The organism is Bacillus sp. FJAT-28004 (assembly GCF_001280845.1).
GTDB lineage: Bacteria > Bacillota > Bacilli > Paenibacillales > Paenibacillaceae > Pristimantibacillus.
The window spans coordinates 760,695-782,795 of record NZ_LGHP01000001.1 but is presented as its reverse complement, the minus strand read 5'-3'; the positions used below and the strand labels follow the sequence as shown (position 1 = coordinate 782,795).

The window sequence follows — 22,101 nt, the reverse complement described above, 5'->3', positions numbered from 1 at the left end:
TCAGGTATTTAATGCTAATTATACCAAATGAATCAACTGGAAAACTAGTTATTCGTCCTAGTCCAGCACTCGATATTGGAAATGGTAGAGTATGAAAGCTTGCTCTCGTCCTCTTTTAAACGCAGCATAAGCTGAGTTTCATAGACATCCAGCTCAAATAATTGCTCGATATGATAAATACCTTTCGGCAGATTCGCGCTGTATACAGCCATGGCAACCGCAATTGCCGTTTGTGCTGTGATCTCAGCCTCCTCCGTACCTTGCAGACCATACTCCATTTTTGCAGCCACACCTGCTTTACTTCCATACCCTGTGACCTTTACCGCATAACGAGCAGAACCGACCCGAAGTCCTCCGAGCACCTGAATGGCCAACCGTCTCATCGTTTTTAACCGCAACAAGCGATCGATTCCTATTCCCTTGAAGAGCGCTATTGTGCTGGTGACGATCCGAGAATCAAAGCACAAACATGCAGATACAGTTGGTACACCTAACGTATGGGGCAGTGTTTCTTGATCGGAAAATGGGAAGCGATAGGCTGTTCGAACTCCTAAATCAGCGCCAAAATCTGTTTTTATCCCTTCCGTAAAGCTGCTCACTCTTCGCGTGCGGTCTGATTCGGTAATATGAAATGACCGCGAAAGACTATCGACTGTCCATTCGATTGCCGCTTTGCCATGTGCGTCTCCAAGTCCCAGCATAATTCCGACATCAATTCGTTGCACCTCATCCATGGACAACACAGCTTTTAGCGCAAGCAGATTTGTAAGGCCTGGCGCAAGCCCGACGCTTAATACTGCAGTTCCGTTTAGATCGTTCATGCTTTTATTCAATTGCTCCATCACTGCAAAAAAAGCGCCATTCGCCGATACGTCCACATAGTCTGCCCCAGCAAGCAAACACGCTTCCGCAAAGGCGGTATCCATCTGATCCAAGCACATTACAACAAGCTTTACTCGTTCTAGCTGTTGTTTCTCAAGTGGCTCTTCCACTGAAATTCGGAGCGGCTTTACCATACCGCCTCCACTGCGGCAAAATTGTTCTGCCTTCGCAAGACTTCTGCCTGCTGCATACACTTTACCGGGATAATGAATCGCAAGCTGATTGCATATTTTACCGCCAACATGACCGTAACCGCCAACTACTATTATGTCTGTTTTCATAGCTGTACCCTTTTCCTCTCTTCAAATAAAATAAACCGTCTATCAAATAAGCATTACAGCCTGTTATATCCACATTAGAGCTGTTCATCATCCCATCCATTATGTAAAATGAATGAATTAAGAATTATTCTCAATTATAGTGGAGAACAAATAAACCACCATCCCATAAATGTGGGATTCCGAATACAGGAATAAAGGAGACAGCACATGTCTGTAACCACGGATGAGGTCAAGCAGCAATTAAATAAGTTGTCCGATGCACCAATATCATTACAGCGTTATCGCCAATCAGCCTTATCCTTGATAAAAGAAGCCGTGCCTTATGCAGGTGCTTGCTGCACTTCGGTTGATCCGATGACTCTGCTCTCGACAGGTGCGACAACAGAAGAAGCTGTTGAGGCCATTCATCAGCAGTTATTTGAATACGAATATTTGCATGAGGATTACAACAGCTATGAGCGACTGGCCCAATCAACGATACCAGCAGCAGCATTAAGCGAAGCAACTGACGGACAAATGGATCGAAGCGGCCGTTATCGTGAAGTTCTCATGCCCGCCGGGTTCGGAGACGAGATGCGAGCTGCACTGCTCAGCGATGGAGTGTGCTGGGGATATTTAACATTATTTCGTAAAGCGGGAGAACCCTTTTTCATTGAGGAGGAAATTTTGTTTATCACCTCAATCGCTCCGGTTTTAGCCAAATCATTAAAAAAATACGCTCTGGAGCTTCCCTCGACCGACGTTGTTACAAGTTTAGAGGAGCCTGGCATTTTGGTGTTGTCAGAACAGCTTCAATTCATCTCATCCAATCAAGCTGCACGCCACTGGCTTTCCGCTTTAAGAAGCTTAGAGCATATTGAGGATGATACACTGCCAAGACCGATCAGAGCCGTCTGCTCACGAGCACTGGCGCAGACAGACTCTGCACCTGATGAAGTAAAATCAGCTAAAGTTTGTATTCGTATGCCGAGCGGTCTATATTTGTCCGTGCTTGCCAGCAAGCTGGACGGAGCTGACGGCATGATTCAGCTTGCGGTTTCAGTTGAACCGGCTAAACCATCCGATATTCTTCCGCTTATATCAGAGGCATACGCGCTGTCAGTACGCGAGAAGGAGGTTATAGAACGGATCATCAAAGGATTTTCTACCAAGGAGATCGCAATGTCTCTTCATATTTCCGCATACACCGTTCAAGACCATCTGAAATCGATTTTCGCCAAAACCGGCGTAAACAGCAGACGCGAGCTATTATGGGAGCTGTTCTCAAGGCATAACTAAAACAATCCACCTCATTCTCGTGAGGTGGATTGTTTTTCATATTACTTGCATTATCAACGAGGTAACGTCCAGCTTACCCTTGTTCTATCGTACTCGGATCCATATACACCAATTCCCATAGATGATCATCTATGTCCTGAAAACTCCAGCTGTACATAAATCCATGGTCTATTGGATCTTTTGCAGGTTTGCCGCCAGCTGCCAAAGCTTTATTCACAATTTCATCCACTTGCTCTCTGCTTTCTGCAGATAAAGCCAAAATAACTTCGGTTGTTTTCGATGGATCTGAAATTTCTTTATTTATAAACGTTTGGAAGTACTCCTCAACCAGCAGCATAGCAAAAATATTAGGTCCGATTATCATGCAAGTAGCTTTCTCATCAGTAAATTGGGGATTGAACTCAAACCCTAATTTACTAAAGAAATCAACTGTCTTATTCAAATCTTTAATCGGTAAATTCACAAAGATGTTCGCGGACTGAAATGCCATAACCTATCACCTCATTATTAGAATGTCATACCTGTAAAACATCGTCATTATCATATCCCTATTCTAGCAATTTTCCTAGTAATAATTTCTTATTGATTACTTTTTTTAAAACACACAATAGGCGTCGATAAATAAGCTTTGCCTTGCGAGCTATTCTGTTTTGCCTTCTAAAAACAAAGGACGTTTGTTTTCGTAAGTCCTCTCCAGCTTGTCAATCTCGGCTTTAATTTCCTGAAGCCATGCCTCATCACCTATCATGTTCGCCATATATCCGAAATTATATTGTTCAGCAAGTCTTTGTGCATATTTGGCGTTCAGCTTCATACAGGCGTTCATTTCTGAGGTTTCTTGTTCCGATAAGCTGCGCTTCTCCTGAAGCAGCCACAGCTCAGCAAGGCGCCAATGAACATTCATCATATGGATCATTCCCATCGTTCTATTAATGACCTTCCTCACTATTCTTTCCCAATCGTCGCCAAAATAATCTCCTTGCTATTAAACTTACAAATAAATAGTAGACTTCCTATGAAAAAAAAAGAGTCTGTCCCTAAAGGTCATTGACGACCAAAGGAAACAGACCCACTATTTCAGTATGCTCGATTGCTTCATGCTGAACGCCCCGATTGTATCGTTGCGACCGGCTTTCCTCCATAGACTATTCGAACAAGCTGACTGCCTTACCTTTCACTTCTTCAAGTATTTTTTTGCGGGCTGCATCATCAATTTGCGGCACGCTGCCAAAAAACATATGCCCTACCGGTGTGATGCCGCAAAATTCATAAATGCCCGTATCGGATGTTATTTTGAGCCCATCATACATGCCGGTCTGGCTATAAATCTCTGAAGGCGTTCCGTGCGTATTAATAATGAGCCCCTTCTTGCCGGCAAGCAGCTTGCTGATCGTTCCATCCTCCCCATACGCATAGGCGAAGCCATAAGAGAATACTCGATCAATGTACCCTTTAATAAGCGCAGGCAGCCCCGTCCACCAAATCGGATAAACCATAGTGAACGCATCCGCCCATTTCACATGATCTTGCTCCGCTTTAATATCCGCAGGAGTATTGCCCTCACGCATCGCTTGAAAATCGCTGGCCTTGAGCACAGGGTCAAATCGCATCGCGTACAAATCTCGAACGACGACCTCATTGCCTTGCTCCTTCAAGGAAGCAATGAAAGTCTCAACAATCGCGTTGTTAAAGCTGTCTGGATTAGGATGACAATAGACGATTAAGTGCTTCATAACACGGCTACACCTCCGAATGTATATAGACATCAGTCTGCAATAGTGTTGCCTATCCACCTTGCATTATGTAAGGTGGAATCACATCTGCCTTCACGTTCAGAACCTTGACTCTTGCTGGTTTTTCCTTTGATGGGCATTCGCACAGTCCAATTGCAAATAATCTGCATAGGTATAGACAGATACCATGTATTTTGGGCTTGGAGGAATGGTTATGCAATCGTCTTTCCACACGCAAAGGAACCAACCAGATCGCTTTTCAAGAGATGATTATATACTCGATATGAAACAAGGGGATGTAACCGGAGACGGTATACCCGATCAAGTATACTTATTTGGGCATAAACCCGATGGACCATCAGGCATATTCGCAGATCGAATTACACTTGTTATACAGGATGGATATACGCAGCAGCGCACGGTCATTCCTTTACAGAACAATGCCGGTTATAACGCTAACTTGTTTCTTGGCGGCTTTGATCAGAATAAAACATTAGACATTTTGGTAAGCATCGACACCGGCGGAAGCGGTGGCTACGGCATCTTCTACATCTATTCTTTTGCCCATCATGCACTTCGAATGCTGTTCGACTCAGATAGCTACAATGAACAATACACGTTTCGTGTCCAATATGGAGACTTTTACAAAGTATTCGTATCAAGTTCTCAGCTTGATCTATTGTTTACGATTGACATAAGCGGCAAAGGCGCCCCTTATTTGTCCTCCTATTACAACGATGACGGAAAGTTAAAGAAGCCTGTTCAAGGCGAGGTGCTTGCTCTGACAGCTCTTAATCCGATTGTGACTCCTGAGAATCGTGTTTCTTATGATCTACTGGCTCTTCAGCGAATCATCGGTACCACGAACGCAGATACACTTGGTTATGTTGAGAATCAACTGACATGGAACGGTAACATGTTTGTTTCTTCCAGACTAACGGTCGCGATACTCGGTACCACATTGATTTCACATTTCTAGCCTTTTTCCAATTGGAGCAGAAACGAATCTTTCGCCCAATCCGTGCTCTGTGTTTTTGCATATCATGCATTAGCCTAAATAATAAGGAGTGATTCTGCATGGCATTTATGCCGCCAATAGGTCCTCAGGGCCCGATGGGACCAATCGGACCTTTCGGACCTTTCGGGCCTGGGCCGGGTCCACAAGGGCCTCAAGGACCTCAAGGACCACAAGGACAGCCAGGTCAACCAGGAATGATGGGACCAACCGCGCCGCCTCCGCAATTCACGCCGCAGCAGTCGGCATCACTGTTCGCTGTTGATCCAGGAGCTATTTCCGGCTGTTTATTTCGGAACACTTACGTATGGCTTAACAATGGTCAAGGCTTTTGGTTTTTCCCTATATTTGTTGGACGCACTTCCGTCGCAGGCTTCCGTTGGTTCGGCAGATCATGGGGATACACTGGGATTGACTTAAGGCGAATCAGCTCATTTACTTGCTTCTAACAATAGGAATAAAAATATAAAAAACGACTTCTCCTCCATCCCGAGGAAAAGCCGTTTTTTTACTTTCTCTATGCATTTGCGCCGCGAAGCATACTCTTCATGTAGCTGCTGCATGCGGTGATGAAATACAACGTCTGCATCACAATATAAATACCGATAACGACGAAAGAGTAAATCCAATTGGATGACTCCAAAATATTATCGAGTGCCTTCATCGCGAACAAAGCATGACATATGCCGACGACGACAGGAACAAAGAAGACGATGCCTACCTGCGTGACGACGATTTTGCGAATCTCTGCCTTCGTCATACCAATGCGTGTCAGTGCCTTAAATTGCGCTTGATCCTCTTGCAGTTCAGTAAATAGTTTGAAATAAATCATACTTCCAGATGCAATAAAGAACAGCAAGCTAATAAACATTCCAATAAATAAAGTTAATGAAACCATTTCATTCAATTCTTCCAAATACAATGCGCGGTTGAAATCGACTTGCGGCTGAAACTCCTCCGGCACCAGCTTTCTAAGTTTCTCAGATAAAGCCGCGGTTTTTTCCCAATTGCTTAGCTCGTAACCATACATTACGAATAGCTCATCCTCTGGGACTGTTGATAAAAGCTTCATGTAAGAGAAATCATCCATAACAAATGTAAAGTAATTACTTTTCAACCAGTTCATCACTTTCGCTTCTACCAAGCCGTTAATATCGAATGCCGCTTCCTTACCATTTATGCTGCCTTTTAAAACACCTACGTTTTCTCTGCCTTGTGTTTTATAGGACTGTATAAGCGTCAACTTGCCATTTTCAGGTTGAATGCTCGGTTGACCCGTCATTGAAGCAAGCTTATTGTAGTCGGTAGCTGAGATAATCAAGGCATCATAATCATTTTCACGAGGTTTTTCATCTCCCCATTGAAGTGAAAAACGATCAATGAGTACGCCTGCGACTTTTGCTTCTCTTATAATTTTGAAACCATCTTCTTCAACGACAGCTTTTAGCTTTGCTGGGTCAATAACTTCATGCGTATTCAATCCCTTTTCACTGTAAGCAAGTGAGAAAGGAGAGTTCATCAACATCCCTTTCTTTCCACCAATGTTCATAACATAGACGGTTCCAAGTGCAGTCATAACGACAGCGCTAAGAATAGAAACAATAAATAAAATACGCGCATTGTCCTTTATCTTATAACCGAGTTGCGCGAAAACGATCATATTCGTGCGCTTATAGTAAACGGAAGACCTTTTTTGAATAAATCGCAGCAACAAAATGCTTAGCTGCGAAAAAAGAAAATAAGTTCCAATAATAACCGTTATTAGAATGGGCAAGGCAAGAAGCATGAAATTCCCGCCGTTCATAACCAGAGCCATACCGTAAGCAGCTGACAGGCAAACGACTGAAATCGCAACCAGCCAAGGCGAGAATACGAGCTGTCCTTTTGGCTTGCGAGCAGCCTTCAGCAAATCGATAATTTCCGTACGTCCGATGCGAAGCGCAGTCCATATCGATATCAGCATGAACAGAATAAAAAATCCGCCTGCCGTTAGTCCAACCGCTTTAAGTGGAGCAGCGAATGGAATCGATTCATTCAAATTTAGCAGTACGGCTAATGCCATAAAAAACAGTTTGCTGAACAGCATGCCAAGACCAATACCAACAGCGATTGCCATTAATGCGATAGCTGCATTTTCAAAAATAACGAGCTTTCGAAGCTGAACCCGTGTCATCCCAAATAAGGAGAACAGACCAAATTCCTGCTGCCTCGTTTTTAGAAAAGCTGAATTCGAGTAGAGCACAAACAAGAACGAGAATATGACGATAATATATTCACAAAATACCATGCCTGCACGAATTTTTGATGCTGCCATAATATGACCGCTCACTACTTCAGGATGATACAGAAACGCTGCATAAATATAAAAGATCATAACGGAAAACACGCTGCTCAGAAAGAATGCGCTGTACGACCGCCAGTTGCCCCGAATGTTACTAAGCGCGAGCGAACGGAACGTCATCGAAATTACCTCCCAGCACGCTGAGCGCATCTAGTATTTGTTGGAAGAACGCCTGCCTGTTCGAGCCGCGTCGTATTTCCGAGAAAAATTTGCCGTCTTTGATGAACACGATACGCTGACAGTAGCTCGCGGAGAAAGGGTCATGCGTGACCATCAATACTGTCGCCTTAAAACGCTCATTCATATCCTTAAGAGAATCCATAACATCCTTCGCTGATTTGGAATCGAGATTCCCAGTGAGCTCATCTGCAAGCACGAGCGATGGCTGATGAATAATGGCTCGCGCGATCGCCGCGCGCTGCTTCTGTCCGCCGGAAACCTCATACGTCCGCTTATTCAAAATTTGTTTTATTTGCAGCAGCTCAGCGAGCGAATCTAGCTTCTGTTCAATTTGCTTCGGCGCCATGCCCTCCAATACGAGCGGCAAAATGATGTTTTCCTTGATTGATAATGTATCGAGCAGGTTGAAATCCTGAAAGACGAAACCTAGCTCGCGACGACGAAATAAGGCAAGCTTCTTGTCCGTTAGCTTACTCGGATTTACGCCGTTAATTTCAATTTGACCAGAGGTTGGACGATCGATCGTGGACAACAAATTCAGCAGGGTTGTCTTTCCGCTTCCCGATGGCCCCATGACACCTACGAATTCTCCCGCTTCCACCTGCAGCTCTATATCCTCAAGTGCTTTGTAAGCAACGTTACCTTTACTGCTGTATATTTTGCCTAGCCCTTCTGCTTTTAGTACGCTCATTGCTTTGTTCCTCCCCAGATCTGTCTGTAATGTGCTTCATTACCGTTAGTATAGACGAGGGGAAGAGGTTAAACCCATCGATTTCCCTTTCATTCGCACTTTGCTAACCTTACAAATTTGTCACCTAACCTGAGTGCCCGTCACTTTGGCTGCCCATGATATGAATGCCGCGAGGTTTAAATGAGACACTGACCGTCGTGCTTTCTCCGAGAACCGAGGAAACGGACATCTCATGGCCTAACCGATTGCATACCTGCTTAGCCAAATAAAGCCCCATTCCGGTAGACTCGCCCGCAGTACGTCCGTTCTCACCAGTGAAGAAGGGATCAAAGATGCGTGGCAGATCATGCGGTGCGATGCCAATACCCTCATCGGACACCTGTAGTCTGCCGCCTCCGTCACTGAACGCTTCCAACTGAAAGAGCAGTTTCTTGCCGCCTTCTTTGTTTTTACTGTATTTGATAGCGTTGCTAATGAACTGATTGAGCACAAATGTCATCCATTTCTCATCCGTCTCAACTAGGGCTTCTCCCTCGACACGTGGGAATATGGAATAACGGATACAAAGCTTCTTATGCGCATTAATAACCGTGCGCACGAGTTCATGCAGCGCAACCTGCTTGACATGCAGGTCAATTTCAAACTTATCCAGACGAGCCGTATACAGCATCATCTCAAGTCCCCGCGACATTCGGTCTGTTTCTTCTTGCATACTAAGCGCTAGCTGCTGCTGTTCCTGCTGCGAGAATGAAGTTTGCTGCAAAACTTCCTGAGCGTGCAAATCGATGACAGATACAGGCGTCTTCATATGATGCACCCATTGGAGCACAAAATGATTATGTATCTCCTGCTGCCTTCGGTATTTACCAAGCTCGTTCAAATAAGCTCGGCTTTGCTCCGCCAACATTTTAGCGACAAGCTTCTGCTCTTGTGTAACAATAGCTTGTACAATTGTCGATGCCTGCAGCTCTTCGGACCGTGCAATCGCATCTAACAATTGATTAAAGTAAGTACGCTGACGCAAATAATCAACGACCAGCCAGATCCCTAACAAAAATAAAGCAATGACTATAAAATAATAAATCGTTCCTAGTTCAACTAATCCGGGGTAACGCTCACGTTCAAGGAGCAGCAAAGTGACCGCCAATAATATAATTAAACAAACCATAAAAACAAAAAGCAGACGATCACGCAAAAACAACGCCAGCGATAAACCTCTCATCGTGACGTTTCCTCTACTATATTTGCTATTGTCAGCTTATAGCCCTGTCCCCGCACCGTTTCGATCGCTTTAGGGAGCCCAAGCTCCTCCAGCTTTTTCCGAAGTCTAGTCACATTGACGGTAAGCGTATTATCATCGACGAATTGCACGTCATCCCAAAGCGCTTCAAGCAATTGCTCGCGCGATACGACCATGCCCTGCCGCTTCATCAAGCATTCGGCCAGCAGCTGTTCATTCTTCGTCAGCTCAATGCGGCAGTCTCTCCATTCAAGCTCATTTCGGTTCAAATAAAGACGAAGAGCTCCAGCTGACAATTCCGCCGAATTCAGAACATTCCCCGTTTCGGCTGATGCAAATCCAGCTGCAGCGTATTCCCCATATGCTCGCCTTAATACACTTTTCACCTTGGCCATTAATAAATCCAAATGAATAGGTTTCGTAATATAGTCATCGCCGCCGTTCTCAATGGCCATGACCTGATCCATTTCACCTGCGCGGGCAGAGATAAAAATAATAGGGATACTTGAACGAGTTCGAATTTGCCTGCACCAATAATAACCATCATAATAAGGTAAATTAATATCGAGCAGAACTAAATGCGGATCATAAGTCTCCAGCTCCGGCATAATTTCACGAAACTGTGTAACAACGGCTGCTTCAAATCCGTATTTATCCATATTTTTTTTGAGAATTGAAGCAATCTTATCGTCGTCCTCTATGATGAAAATGCGATACATGAAGTTCCTCCTATAGGTTTACGCCTTATCCTTCCGTTTTCTTCTCTTTGGGAACAATAAACCGCACCTTTGCTCCCTTGCCAGGCTCCGAAACAATGTCCAAATATCCGCCGATGCTGCGAGCTCTCTCCTCCATGCTGAATAAGCCAACACCGTGACCGATGCGATCAGGACTAAAACCGAGCCCATGATCCGTTACGCTAACGACGACCTCTTCCTCTCGCTCCTCAACCGCAACCTCAGCCTCACCCACATCCGCATACTTCGCAATATTCGTTAACGCTTCTTGAATGACACGATAAATAGCTGTTTCCTTCATAATGCCCAGCCTGCTCTTTAAATGGCATGTGAGCGTCACTCGAATGCCAAAATGCTGCGAATAATTATCCACATAGGTTCTTATTGCTGGAACGACGCCTAGATCATCGAGTACAGAAGGCCTCAGCTCCCAAGCGAGACCTCGGATATCCTCCATCACACCGGATACGTCACTGCGAAGCGCACCTAGCTCAGCGATGTCATCGTGATCGCCGATTAAGCGGTCAAGCCGAATAAGCAACGAAAAGAGGCTTTGACCAATTCCGTCGTGCAGCTCTCTCGAAATTCGTTTTCGCTCTTCCTCTTGAATCTCGATAACCTTAACCATCATTTCCTTCAGCTCTTGCTCGGCCCGCTTTCTTTGCGTCACTTCGCTGCGAATGGCCAAATATTGATAAGGGTTGCCTGCCTCATCAACGAAGGGGACGATCGTCGTGTTTACCCAGTAATAGCTGCCATCTTTGGCACGATTTTTGATTTCGCCTCGCCATACCTCGCCGCTTGAAATAACCTCCCATAGCTTGCGGAAAAAGTCACGTCCATGAAATCCGGAATTAATAATCCGATGATCCTTGCCAATGAGTTCTTCACGGCTATACTTCGATATTTCACAAAACTTATCGTTTACGTACTCAATCCGGCCTTTTTGATCTGTTACCGCAACGATCGACGATTCGTCCAAAGCAAACTTCACATCGGCAAGCTGTTTAAGCGACTGATTGACTTGCGTAAGCATCGACTTATCGTCAATTTCATCCTCCAGTACAGAAAGAAGATAATCGACGTCTGATCCAATCATACGCCGAAAGTTGTTACCGCCATGTTTAATCAAAATGCAGCAGTCCCTTCTCAAGCGCAAACTTAATGAGCTCCGGCCTCGTTCTAAGCCCGAGCTTATCCATGACATGGCTTTTGTGGGTCTCAACAGTCTTTACGCTTATAATTAAACTTTCCGCTATTTCCTTATTCGAATACCCTTTGGCGATCCAGCCCAGTATTTCCTTTTCACGCTCAGATAGCGTGTTATAAGGGCTGTTATCCTCTCCGCCTTGCTTCAGCTTGACAAGGTATTCGCTCATTAGCCGCTTTGTAGCGGTCGGATAGAGATATGCATTTCCTTGCGCTACCGACTGGATAGCCGTTATGAGCTCATCATGAGGCGCATTTTTCAAAATATAGCCTGATGCTCCGATATGAATCGCTCGGAACAAATATTCGTCATCGTCATGCATCGTCAGAATAAGAACAGCCGTCTCAGGAAGCAACTTCTTCAGCTCCGTCGTTGCTGTCATGCCGTCTTTGCCATGCGGCATACTCAGGTCCATCAATACGACATCCGGCACTAATTGCTGTGCCATCTGAATCGCCTCGTCCCCTTCCGAGGCTTCGCCCACAACCTCGATGTCATGCTTGCCGTGCAGCAGCATCGCTAAACCCGATCTGACCATTGCATGATCATCACAAATAAGCAGCTTAATCATCTTGTTCTCCCCTCGCTGTAATGATTCAGAGTTCTATATGATTCCAACATTTATCTTATCTTAACTATTATAGCTTACATTAATCTGCGAATGGCATTTGCAGTCAAAAAAATCCATCGCTAAACAAGCATCGATGCCAGCTCTACTGTGATGTGCGAGGCTTTCTCAAGCTCATCTGCAACATAAATTTGTTCGGAGCGTCTTCCTATCAGCAGCACGCCACAAATGCCTTTTCGTGTTACGATAGGCACACTCGCAGCAATTCGCAGTTGCTCCGTCAAAAGAATCGGCTCTCCAAGCTTGAACCGCACCGTATCGGTCATTGCCGCACTCGTGCTTGCGGTTCTGCCAGAGCGTATCGCGGTACCAGACAAACCCGCTGTCGACTTCTGCTCAACAAGAGGTGTGCGCTCACTTATACTGCCTGACGCCTTCGACCAGCGCAGCTTACGTTTGCCCGTATCGATCAAGCCGAGTATAGCGAAATCGCTGCCTGTCTCCCTCTTCAATCGCTCGATGTAAGCAGCGATTTCCGCTTCTATCGTCTTCATCCTCATTCCTCCTTCAGGAAATACAAGCAATCTTTGAACTTTATTATAAAGCTATGCTGATGCTTTGTATGTCAGGGAATTCCCTGAATTATAACCATCCAAACGGTCATAGCACTAGAATGTTTCGTTATTTTGGCATAGAAAAAAGGAGCCCTGTTACAGGCTCCTCTTTCGACGGTGTTTGATCGTTCGAGTCTCTTCACATCTAACACTTCACATTGTTAAGATTACTTGGGCACCGCTTGTACACATTCCGTTTTAATGGATTGTTGTAAGCGTGTGTGTTCAGATATGCTCTGCGACACAACCCCTCGCTTTCATAAAAGCTAAGTGATTAAATAAGTTCCTCCTGTAGCCCTAGCACCAAATGGTCCAATGGAACCACACCTCTCTTCACACCGTCAAATCTAATATGCACAATTTTTGATAACCTTATACTTGTTTCAAATTTTTTTTTTGATGACCGCGTTCATCCGTTTAATATTCGAAGTTCTCATGATTAGCAAATAGGCTTGATGTTTCTTTTTCAGCTTCATGCTGAGCGCTTTTCTGCTCCGCTTCTTGTTTGTTCAGCACAAAGAACATTTCGCCTGCAAAAAATACGATGGTAAAACCAATCACTAGCATTAATTTAATGGTCGTTGCTTTATTTCTTTTCATCAATTCATTTTTTTCGGTTTTTATTGTCCATGTTCTCTTGTCTTTTTCAGCAATACTCGCCATATGACCACAAGAACACTTGATCGGTGAATGGAATGTGTAGCCTTGTGAGGAAATCGTATAGTTATCTGTTTGAACCGTATGCTTTCTATTGCATGATGTACAACCTACCTCAATAAACTGTCTATAATCACGAATAAATTTCATGCGCTGTTATCCCCCAAGATGATCGATTTATAGACTTAAAGCCAAACCGACAACAAAAAAAACTTCCGGAAAGCGTATGAAGTTCATACGCATTTCGGAAGATACCATACATCGCTAGTTATTAGCACTCGCCTGCTGCAGCTGGTTTACCTGCATCTTTCGCCGTGCGGAACGACGAACCACAGCCACAAGTTGCACTTGCATTAGGGTTCTCAATCGTAAAGCCGCCGCCCATTGCCGATTCCTTGAAATCGATGACGAGACCGTTTAAGTATTTGATGCTGTCGCCATCTACAACTACCTTAAGACCTTCCATATCAAGAGCTTTATCGCCTTCATGCTCTTCATCGTCAAAGCCCATGCCATAAGAGAAACCACTGCAGCCGCCTTCTTTTACGCCAATACGCAAAAACAGCTCGGGTCCGCCCTCTTCAGCAAGCATTTCTTTTATTTTGTCAGATGCTGTATCACTAATTGTGATCATGCTACATCCCTCCGTTTATCCATAATTCATTTCAATTGCTGTTTGCTGTTCACTTACTTATTTGTAGTATACTCCACTTTGTTCAGTTGCTCAATAGAAGCATGCCTACAAACATTTTTTACAATTCATCCCATTCCCATTACTTTTCTTATTGCCCCTGTTACGTATGAGGTTTATAATAGTTACAGCTTCTTTAATCGGAAAAGAAAGTTATTTTTTTCACAATCTACTTAAATCAGGGAGGCTTAGCCATGAACGTTATAATACCGACAGAGGATTCAAAGATGCAGCACATTATTGAAAAAGTGCGTCATGGGCAGCGTTTAACGCTTGAAGATGGTGTTTTCTTATATCAATCAGATGACCTGCTTACAATTGGACAGCTTGCGAATGAAGTTGCCATGCGCAAAAATGGCAAAAAGGTTTATTTTATCGAGAACATGAGTCTTTATTTTACGAACGTATGTGAAGCCCATTGTGCATTTTGCAACTTCCGTAAGGATGAAGGCGAAGAAGGCTCCTACACGCTTAGCGGCCCGCAAATGATTGAATATGTGGAGCAGCATTTCCACCCAGGCGTTCGAGAATTTCATATCGTAGGCGGTCATAATCCGAATGTTCCATTCCAATACTATGTGGACTCTCTGAAAGCATTGAACGAACGTTATCCCGAAGTTACCCTTAAAGCTTATACCGCAGCGGAGATCGACTTCTTCTCTCGGATCAGCGGCTTAACTTACCGCGAGGTGCTTGAGGAGCTGATGAAAGCAGGCCTGAAGTCACTTACAGGCGGAGGCGCTGAAATATTATCTGATCATTACCGCAAAAAAATGCGTGTGGATAAAGCCGATGTTACCCAATATTTGCAGGTCCACCGAACAGCTCACGAGCTTGGCCTGCGCACGCACACAACGATGCTATATGGTTCAATTGAAACCAAAGAAGATCGCATCCGCCATATGATGCATATTCGTGATCTTCAAGATGAAACGAACGGCTTCCAGGTATTTATTCCGCTTTCCATGCAGCCGATTAATCCAAGAGCTGGCATTCGCAGACGCAATTCCGCTTTTGAGGATCTTAAGACGATTGCAATCAGCCGTTTGATGTTAGACAACTTCCAGCATATTAAAGCTTACTTTATTAACATTGGCGTACAGCTTACACAAGTGGCATTGACGATGGGCGCATCCGATGCGCATGGCACGATCGTGAAGGAAAAAATTAGCCATGCTGCAGGTGCCCTAACTCCTGAAGGCATCACACGCGAGGACCTCATTTGGCTGATTAAGGGTGCAGGACGGATTCCAGTTGAGCGCGATACGTTCTACAACGAAATTAAAGTTTACGAGTGAGTAATCTACAACACGATAGCACAAAATAGATCATCATCAAGAAGCGTGGAGTTGGAAATCATATGAGAAAACTTATTATTTTGGGTGGAGGTTATGGCGGTCTTGCCATAGCTAACGAGCTCTTGGAAAAACAGCTGCCAATCGATGTTTCCATAGTCCTGATTGACCGCATGCCTTTTCAAGGCTTGAAGACGGAATATTACGCGCTTGCAGCCGGAACGGTTTCCGACTTGGAGCTTCGCGTTAAATTTCCGGTTGATCCGAGAATTTCGCTCGCTTACGGCGAGGTCACCGATGTGGATATGGAGCTGAAGCTTGTTCATATCGAGGGTCAGGAATCGATTGAATATGAATGGCTTGTTATCGGCCTTGGCTGTACGGATAAATATCATGGGATTGAAGGCGCTGAGCAATATTCGACCAGCATTCAGACCTTCTCCGCTGCTAGACAAACTTATGCTCAACTAAACGACGTTAAACCTTATGGCCAAATATCCATCGTTGGCGGCGGGCTAAGCGGTGTTGAAGTTGCAGCCGAGCTGCGCGAGAGTCGTCCCGACCTTAACATTCGTATTTTGGATCGTGGGCCAAAGGTGCTTTCTGCTTTCCCAAGCAAGCTTCAAGCCTTTGTAGCAGAATGGTTCGAAGAACATCAAGTTGAAATGCGCGGTCATGTCGGGCTTACTAAGGTCGAAGGCGGCATTTTGTATGACGGCAACTCACCAACCCCTATTTATACAGACGTAACGGTATGGACGGCAGGCATACAGCCTGTACCACTCGTACAACGCATGGAATTGCCGAAGGATAATCAAGGCAGACTTATCATTAATGAATATCATCAATTGCCGGATCATACCGATGTATTTATCGTTGGTGACTGTGCGGCGCTGCCGCTATCGCCAAGCGGTCAAGCCGCAGGTGCCCAAGGCAAGCAAATTGCCGAGGTACTGCAGGCGATCTGGCATGATAAGACACCACGCCTTGGCAAAATCAAGCTTAAAGGCGTTCTCGGTTCCCTTGGCAAAAAAAGCGGCTTCGGCTTGATGGGCGGAACCGCGATCATGGGTCGTGTGCCTCGCCTTGTTAAGAGTGGAGTGCTCTGGCGGTCTAAGCGCCACCTCGGCTAGTCCATTCGATTACAAATCGTCGAGCAGCTTATCCAGCGCATCTTGATCTGCCTTTTGCTGCTCAATCGCTTTTAAAATATTATCGTACAGCTCGTCTACCGATTCTGCTGATACGATTTGACCTTCAACTAACGCGAATGGGTTTAAATAACATTCGCCGCAGTTGCCTAAGCAACCATATTCGGTTACTTCGTATTCATCATTTTGCTCAAATAAGTTCATTATACGATCAGTGCCGTGATGCATATTACTGGCACAAAATTCAATCATTGTTTTAAACAATTGCCTCACCTAACTTTACTAAGTTACTATCCATTTTCAATTGCTTCACTTTGTACTATAATAGGGGAGAAAGGAGATGATTGCAATGAGTGAACAAGTACAAGACACAATGTACGATGAAGTATTGGACGTACTCGATAAGCTTCGTCCGTTTTTGCAGCGCGACGGCGGCGATGTTGAGCTCGTCGATGTCGAAGGCGGCATCATCAAGCTTCGCCTAATGGGTGCATGCGGAAGCTGCCCAAGCTCGACGATCACGCTTAAAGCGGGTATCGAACGTGCACTTCTCGAAGAAGTTGAAGGTGTAATCGAAGTCGTTCAAGTATTCTAAAAATATAAGAACGAATCATGATTGCTCAAGGCATGACAAATGATGAAGAGTCTTATCGACAGCATCGGAGCTAGCTCCGATGCTTAACGATAAGACTCTTTTTTTTAATCATATGCGATCAAAACATTCCTTTAATATTAGCAACGATCGGATCAAAGCCACCAGTGACGTCGATGACATTGCCGGTCAAGAAGTTCGACTGCCGATCACATAGAAACAGCACCACGCGCGCTACATCCTCACCCGAACCCGGGCGACCGATCGGCGATTCTTTATCGTAGTCTTCCTCTACCTCGGCAATAGATCGTTCCTTATTATCGCCCCGAATATCTCCAGGTCCAATTAAATTGACCGTAATGCCATGCGGCGCCTCTTCGACAGCTAATGACTTCGTAAACGATACAAGTCCCGTCTTCGCCGCTGCATATACCGCCCGATGCGGCCAAGCTCTCGCCTCTCCTGCATGACCAAAGCCAAAATGGACGATACGCCCCCATTTCCGCTCTCGCATGCCCGGCAGCAGGCGATGATCCAGCAGCATGACACCTAATAAATTACCATGGAGCAGTCTAATGATTGTCGCTTCATCATATTCACTGAACAGACGCCGCTTGCGGACAAATGGACCGGCATTGTTGACTAATATATCAACGCCGCCAAACGAGCGCTCAGCCTCGTCAGCAAGCCTCTCCACGCCCTCAGTCGTTGCAATATCGGCCTGCACTGTAATTGCCTTAACGCCTAACTGCTCGATCTGTGCCTTTACCTGCTGTGCTTCAAGCTCGCTCTCGTAGTAGTTAATGACAACATTGCAGCCTTGCTCGGCAAGCTGGAGCGCCGTTCGTTTACCGAGTCCTTTCGCGCTACCTGTTACTAATGCTGTTTTGCCTTTGAGCCCCACGAGTTTCCCCCCTCGGGATTATGGTTGCTTGTTTCGCATCAATCCGCATGCGTATTGATACGTGAGCAGCAGTGATTCCATCGCCAGATATAGACCCTGCGTCAAATCAGCGGATTGCTCTGCTACATTTTCCAACTTGATCTCTTCGCCGTACATACGACTGCTTTGAATAAGATCATCTTGCATTTCCGAATTCATATAATGAATTTCGGTGTTTCTGCGCTTACGCATCCTTGTCGTGGATTCCTTGTATTTCTCCTTCACATCGTTCAGCTTCCAAGTAAGCCCCGGATGCGCTTTCTTCTCCCGCATATTGCGTAAAACTGTGAAGTAAGAAAAATGCGGTTTGATCCGCTCTGTTCTCATATCCAGCAGTTCATTAAGGAGTGTTCCAAGTTTATCCAGCAAGGAAAAGACACGGATAAAAGCGTTTTTATCAAAGTAGATATAACGATTATAATGGATACGTTCCTCATCTGTCATTTGTTTGAGCGATGAGGAAGTAATTTTATGTTGAAAATGAAGTGCGACATAGTGGCTTTGCTCCAGCTCGTCCAAAGAAGAACGGAGACCAAGCGTCCAAATCTCATATTTGCGAAGCTTTTGAACGTTATCTCCGCCCTCAGACATTTTTTGGGACAAAATGGAGACGAACTGATCCATAAAACGGTACGTTTCTGCAAGGGTTCCTTCCGCTTCTCTCAAGGGTTCATCAAACAGGAAACGCAGCATAATCGAACAGTCCCTTCTTCATTAACATGCCTTCAGCTGACTCAGAGGCCTCTACTTAATTAAACTATCCGTTACGCCCTTCCCTTAGTCGCCATGAACGAATTAATATATCCATTAATATGCCGAACAATCCGGTAACAATTAAATTATGCAATAAGTTGGTGAATAGAAACCACTCCGAGTTCGATATGGTTGCTGTCAGCAGTGCACCGCTGAAAATTTGAGTAATGACAAGTCCAAGCGTCCAAGCAGCAGGCTTCGTTAATCCGGCTCCGCCATGGCTAACCTTGCGAATATGAAGGAACAATCCTGCAAGGCTAATACCAAGCAGCAAGGCAGCCACACGGTGGATAAACACCGCTCCCGTTGCACCGCTAATCTCCGGAATAACTTCCCCATTACAAAGCGGCCAGCCTAGGCAGCCCCCGCCAGACTCCGTATGCCGAATGAATGCTCCTAAGTATACAACAACGTAACAAAAAATAGATGTGAGCAGTACACGAGGAAAAATAGAACGCGGTACTTTAAACTCCGCTGGTGGTCCGTTTTTCGCTCTAAACGTCCAAATCACTAACAACAATGTCGCAGCAAAAGCGATTAATGAAATACCGAAATGTATGGCCATAATAGGCGGAGATTGAGGCCACATTACGGCGGCGGCTCCCATTAGCGCCTGGATAATGGTGAATAGCAATGCGCCACCTGCGTAAAACAATGGCTCCTTAAAGCCTTTTCGGTTTTGTTTAAATTTACGGAACATTGCAACAGCAGTAGCGAGAACAAGAAGACCTTCAAAGCCCGTTACAAGCCGATGTGAATATTCAATCATGGATTCGATCGTATAAGCAGGTATAAATTTGCCATGACACAAAGGCCAGTCATCACCGCAGCCTCGTCCTGAATCCGTATTCGTCACTAATGCCCCGCCGAGCAGTACAAGAAGCATTCCGATGCACGCAGCGATAGCTAACGCGCGAAAACGCCCGGTTACCATAATAAAATCACCTTATTTCATGTTTTAATAACAGTTCAATTATAGCCATAAAAAAAGGCAAAAGCCATGTTGAAAATGTGACACTTCCGAGTAGAAGCATAATAAAAAAGGAAAGCCCGCGCAGAGGGAATGCTTTCCCTCCATACGCGGACTAACGGTTACTTATGAGTCAGCGCATCGCTGACTTGGATGGCACGATCGACGAATTCCTCGATTTCCTCGCGTGATTTGCGCAGCTTGCTAACGAATCTAACAAGCTCCTTGCTTTCACGGAAAGCGATAAAGCTCGGTATACCTAGTATGTTCAGTTCGGAGCAAAGATCAGGAAGATCATCACGATCAAGCTCGATGAAAGTGACCTTGCCCTCATAATGACGTTCTAAATCCGGCATAAATGGATCGATAAAATGGCAGTCCTTGCACCAAGTTGTCTTAAATACAGCTATGGTGAGTCCTTCGCTTGCAACTGCTTCCCGGAAAGCCTTGTCAGTCGTTAACTTTTTCATTATGCACCTCTACACATCGCTTAAATTTAATGTTCACGTATGTTCTAGTTCTTGCTTAGACTTCCCGATCTAGTGTAAATATTCTCATGTCCTCGCCCATATCGGTCCAGCCAATCTTTGCTTTTAATGCAGAAGCCAAATTACGTGCCGAAACGTAGGTCGTTCCATTAATAACCGTTACCGGGAAGGACCATTTCACGTTTTTCCCGTTAACAACAGCGGTGTCACTGCCGTTCTTCATAACAATTGTCGTATTTGTAGCCTCATCATACACCTTTAAGCTTTTTGTTGTTTTGTCGTACGTAAGAGTAGCCCCTAGCTCCTCAACCGTATCGCGAAGCGGAATAATAGTAATGTGATCGGCAGTCAAAATAACAGGATTATAATAATCAGAAGGATACCAAGTGATGTTTTGCTTGCCGATATGCATTTTATTTTTCAACAGATCATAAATCAATGATTTCTCATCAAACTGCTTCAACACTTGATAACCTTGCATGCCAAACAGCTTCTCGACAGGGATATCCGTTTTGGATGCTACAGGCGCATCTGCTTTTACAGTGCCGTTCACATTCCACGATTCGCTCTCTACTTTGATTGTTAACCCTTTAATCGGCAATACGCCATATTCCAAATCAATCGTAGGCATGTATGAAAGCTCATAAGCTTGCTTCCGAATATCAAGTTTATTATCTACGTAAACATCTGCTTTGATCGTTAAGTCCTTGGTGAATATTTCATCTAATGTTTCTTTTTGCTCTTCCTCAAGCAGCTTCAGCTCACCTTGCAATTCTGTTAACAGAAGAGCGATAGCATCTGTCGCCTCCTTGATTACTTCCTTCGGATCCTCAGCATCTAATCCGCTGCCTTCAAATGGGTTAATCGTACCCGCGGCTGCCCATACATCCGGATTGCTTTGAAGAATCGTAAGCACGCCCGCTACCATTTTATCTAAACCAGCACGATCAGCAACGAGAGCATCGACATATTTTTTCACCCATGCCCAAATTTCAGGACCATCGAGGTCAATATGCACCTTCATCAATGAAGTCGGTGAACCGTTAATCGACTCATTTACAGGTTTCACTTCAATTCGTTCCGGATTCGGCAGGTTATGTATGACATATGAGCCGATTGTATCAAGCATCTGGTGGCCAAGCGCCGTTAACGCCGCTTCGTCAAGCGCCGGTGTTTCAGCAGACGCTGCTCCAGCTGGCAATCCAGTCAAGTCTGACACACCCGCTAATCCAAGGAGACTCTCACTCGTCAGGTCAAGAACAAAAGGATGCTTCGCTCCTTCAAGCTCCAGCACCGCAAGCTTATCGGACATTTTCAAAGCGAACTTAATGCTTGCCGTTTCTCCAAAAACAAGACTGCCGTCCAAGGATATATGCGAGCTGTCCTGAGCTTTAACATGATCTAGCTGAAGCTTCATATTAGACACCAGCTTCATAATCGCCATTTCTTCTTCAGGTGCACCTTCATAGGCTGCTTCATCAAGCAGCAGCTTAAATTCTAAAGATTGCTTGCTTTCACTTGATGTAACTTTGAGCGAATTTTTGAGAGCCGTATTAAAATCAAGATTAGAAACAGCTTGACAACCTGCAACGAAAATAAGTGTTAAGGCTAATAAAAGGATCAATAACTTGCTTGGTCTTGCAAAAAATAATTTCATCCACTCGTCTCCTTTATCATCGAACATATTAAGTAGATCTTCGTTATTCACAAACTCTACTCATTGTACAGGAGACTCTATTTATTGTAAATGTATGGAAAGCACTAGTTTTGTCGAATTTACAAGTCTTTTTA

At 44.8% G+C, this 22,101-nt stretch carries 24 protein-coding genes and 1 pseudogene; 6 read left to right on the top strand and 19 right to left on the bottom strand.

The window, feature by feature from the left end:
* Positions 1 to 44: 44 nt before the first annotated feature.
* A complete protein-coding gene (locus tag AC787_RS03285; RefSeq protein ID WP_054023479.1) occupies positions 45 to 1,163 on the bottom strand; it encodes a saccharopine dehydrogenase family protein in 1,119 nt (372 codons plus the stop codon).
* Between the two features lie 207 nt (positions 1,164 to 1,370).
* Between AC787_RS03285 and AC787_RS03280 the strand changes: the two genes are divergently transcribed.
* Positions 1,371 to 2,441 (top strand): helix-turn-helix transcriptional regulator, encoded by a 1,071-nt coding sequence (locus AC787_RS03280; RefSeq protein ID WP_054023478.1) that lies wholly within the window; start codon positions 1,371 to 1,373, stop codon positions 2,439 to 2,441.
* Between the two features lie 73 nt (positions 2,442 to 2,514).
* Here the strand turns inward: AC787_RS03280 and AC787_RS03275 are convergent, their stop codons facing one another.
* From AC787_RS03275 to AC787_RS03265, 3 genes are all read right to left on the bottom strand, one after another.
* Positions 2,515 to 2,931 carry a VOC family protein gene (locus tag AC787_RS03275; protein WP_054023477.1) on the bottom strand — a complete coding sequence of 139 codons (417 nt, stop codon included), beginning with the start codon at positions 2,929 to 2,931 and terminating at the stop codon, positions 2,515 to 2,517.
* A 150-nt stretch (positions 2,932 to 3,081) separates the two neighbouring features.
* Entirely contained in the window at positions 3,082 to 3,348 is a 267-nt protein-coding gene (locus AC787_RS03270; RefSeq protein WP_054026874.1) for a hypothetical protein, read from the bottom strand.
* A 238-nt stretch (positions 3,349 to 3,586) separates the two neighbouring features.
* Positions 3,587 to 4,174, bottom strand: a complete 588-nt coding sequence (locus AC787_RS03265) for an NAD(P)H-dependent oxidoreductase (protein WP_054023476.1) — start codon at positions 4,172 to 4,174, stop codon at positions 3,587 to 3,589.
* Positions 4,175 to 4,388: 214 nt separating this feature from the next.
* Here AC787_RS03265 and AC787_RS03260 point away from each other — a divergent pair, with 214 nt between their 5' ends.
* Together AC787_RS03260 and AC787_RS03255 are read left to right on the top strand one after the other, a co-directional pair.
* Positions 4,389 to 5,153, top strand: coding sequence for a hypothetical protein (locus tag AC787_RS03260; protein ID WP_054023475.1), 765 nt, complete (start codon positions 4,389 to 4,391; stop codon positions 5,151 to 5,153).
* 98 nt (positions 5,154 to 5,251) lie between these two features.
* Positions 5,252 to 5,638: a hypothetical protein gene (locus AC787_RS03255; protein ID WP_054023474.1), complete on the top strand. Its 387-nt coding sequence runs from the start codon at positions 5,252 to 5,254 to the stop codon at positions 5,636 to 5,638.
* Between the two features lie 68 nt (positions 5,639 to 5,706).
* Here AC787_RS03255 and AC787_RS03250 read toward each other — a convergent pair whose 3' ends face one another.
* The 9 genes from AC787_RS03250 to erpA all read right to left on the bottom strand — a co-directional run bounded on the left by AC787_RS03250 (position 5,707) and on the right by erpA (position 14,061).
* Positions 5,707 to 7,650, bottom strand: a complete 1,944-nt coding sequence (locus tag AC787_RS03250) for an ABC transporter permease (protein ID WP_054023473.1) — start codon at positions 7,648 to 7,650, stop codon at positions 5,707 to 5,709.
* Positions 7,625 to 8,401: an ABC transporter ATP-binding protein gene (locus AC787_RS03245; protein ID WP_054023472.1), complete on the bottom strand. Its 777-nt coding sequence runs from the start codon at positions 8,399 to 8,401 to the stop codon at positions 7,625 to 7,627. The genes AC787_RS03250 and AC787_RS03245 overlap by 26 nt, the downstream gene beginning before the upstream one ends.
* A 124-nt stretch (positions 8,402 to 8,525) precedes the next feature.
* Positions 8,526 to 9,623 carry a sensor histidine kinase gene (locus AC787_RS03240; protein WP_054023471.1) on the bottom strand — a complete coding sequence of 366 codons (1,098 nt, stop codon included), beginning with the start codon at positions 9,621 to 9,623 and terminating at the stop codon, positions 8,526 to 8,528.
* Entirely contained in the window at positions 9,620 to 10,360 is a 741-nt protein-coding gene (locus tag AC787_RS03235) for a response regulator transcription factor (protein ID WP_054023470.1), read from the bottom strand. The genes AC787_RS03240 and AC787_RS03235 overlap by 4 nt, the downstream gene beginning before the upstream one ends.
* Positions 10,361 to 10,385: 25 nt before the next feature.
* Positions 10,386 to 11,477, bottom strand: coding sequence for a PAS domain-containing sensor histidine kinase (locus AC787_RS03230; RefSeq protein WP_054026873.1), 1,092 nt, complete (start codon positions 11,475 to 11,477; stop codon positions 10,386 to 10,388).
* 25 nt (positions 11,478 to 11,502) lie between these two features.
* On the bottom strand, positions 11,503 to 12,159 hold the full coding sequence (locus AC787_RS03225) for a response regulator transcription factor (protein ID WP_054023469.1): 657 nt from the start codon (positions 12,157 to 12,159) through the stop codon (positions 11,503 to 11,505).
* A 119-nt stretch (positions 12,160 to 12,278) separates the two neighbouring features.
* Positions 12,279 to 12,710, bottom strand: a complete 432-nt coding sequence (locus tag AC787_RS03220) for a GAF domain-containing protein (protein ID WP_054023468.1) — start codon at positions 12,708 to 12,710, stop codon at positions 12,279 to 12,281.
* A 477-nt stretch (positions 12,711 to 13,187) separates the two neighbouring features.
* Positions 13,188 to 13,577 (bottom strand): hypothetical protein, encoded by a 390-nt coding sequence (locus AC787_RS03215; RefSeq protein ID WP_054023467.1) that lies wholly within the window; start codon positions 13,575 to 13,577, stop codon positions 13,188 to 13,190.
* A 121-nt stretch (positions 13,578 to 13,698) separates the two neighbouring features.
* A complete protein-coding gene (gene erpA, locus AC787_RS03210; RefSeq protein ID WP_054023466.1) occupies positions 13,699 to 14,061 on the bottom strand; it encodes an iron-sulfur cluster insertion protein ErpA in 363 nt (120 codons plus the stop codon).
* Positions 14,062 to 14,312: 251 nt separating this feature from the next.
* On the opposite strand from erpA, the gene mqnE reads away from it, so the two are divergent.
* Together mqnE and AC787_RS03200 are read left to right on the top strand one after the other, a co-directional pair.
* Positions 14,313 to 15,416: an aminofutalosine synthase MqnE gene (gene mqnE / locus AC787_RS03205; RefSeq protein ID WP_054023465.1), complete on the top strand. Its 1,104-nt coding sequence runs from the start codon at positions 14,313 to 14,315 to the stop codon at positions 15,414 to 15,416.
* A gap of 62 nt (positions 15,417 to 15,478) precedes the next feature.
* The gene (locus tag AC787_RS03200) at positions 15,479 to 16,546 is read left to right on the top strand and encodes an NAD(P)/FAD-dependent oxidoreductase (RefSeq protein ID WP_054023464.1); all 1,068 of its coding nucleotides are present in this window, start codon (positions 15,479 to 15,481) and stop codon (positions 16,544 to 16,546) included.
* A 9-nt stretch (positions 16,547 to 16,555) separates the two neighbouring features.
* Here the strand turns inward: AC787_RS03200 and AC787_RS03195 are convergent, their stop codons facing one another.
* Complete coding sequence (locus tag AC787_RS03195; protein WP_321166094.1) at positions 16,556 to 16,828, bottom strand: YuzB family protein; 273 nt, start codon at positions 16,826 to 16,828, stop codon at positions 16,556 to 16,558.
* A gap of 121 nt (positions 16,829 to 16,949) precedes the next feature.
* On the opposite strand from AC787_RS03195, the pseudogene AC787_RS03190 reads away from it, so the two are divergent.
* Positions 16,950 to 17,159, top strand: a pseudogene (locus AC787_RS03190) (NifU family protein); the annotation flags it as partial.
* Between the two features lie 118 nt (positions 17,160 to 17,277).
* Here the strand turns inward: AC787_RS03190 and AC787_RS03185 are convergent.
* The 5 genes from AC787_RS03185 to AC787_RS03165 all read right to left on the bottom strand — a co-directional run bounded on the left by AC787_RS03185 (position 17,278) and on the right by AC787_RS03165 (position 21,967).
* Positions 17,278 to 18,060 (bottom strand): SDR family oxidoreductase, encoded by a 783-nt coding sequence (locus AC787_RS03185; RefSeq protein ID WP_054023463.1) that lies wholly within the window; start codon positions 18,058 to 18,060, stop codon positions 17,278 to 17,280.
* An 18-nt stretch (positions 18,061 to 18,078) separates the two neighbouring features.
* A complete protein-coding gene (locus tag AC787_RS03180; protein WP_054023462.1) occupies positions 18,079 to 18,792 on the bottom strand; it encodes a Cthe_2314 family HEPN domain-containing protein in 714 nt (237 codons plus the stop codon).
* Between the two features lie 64 nt (positions 18,793 to 18,856).
* Positions 18,857 to 19,786 (bottom strand): COX15/CtaA family protein, encoded by a 930-nt coding sequence (locus tag AC787_RS03175; protein WP_054023461.1) that lies wholly within the window; start codon positions 19,784 to 19,786, stop codon positions 18,857 to 18,859.
* Positions 19,787 to 19,944: 158 nt separating this feature from the next.
* A complete protein-coding gene (locus AC787_RS03170) occupies positions 19,945 to 20,292 on the bottom strand; it encodes a thioredoxin family protein (RefSeq protein ID WP_054023460.1) in 348 nt (115 codons plus the stop codon).
* A gap of 55 nt (positions 20,293 to 20,347) precedes the next feature.
* Positions 20,348 to 21,967, bottom strand: a complete 1,620-nt coding sequence (locus AC787_RS03165; protein ID WP_054023459.1) for a copper amine oxidase N-terminal domain-containing protein — start codon at positions 21,965 to 21,967, stop codon at positions 20,348 to 20,350.
* Between the last annotated feature and the right edge of the window lie 134 nt (positions 21,968 to 22,101).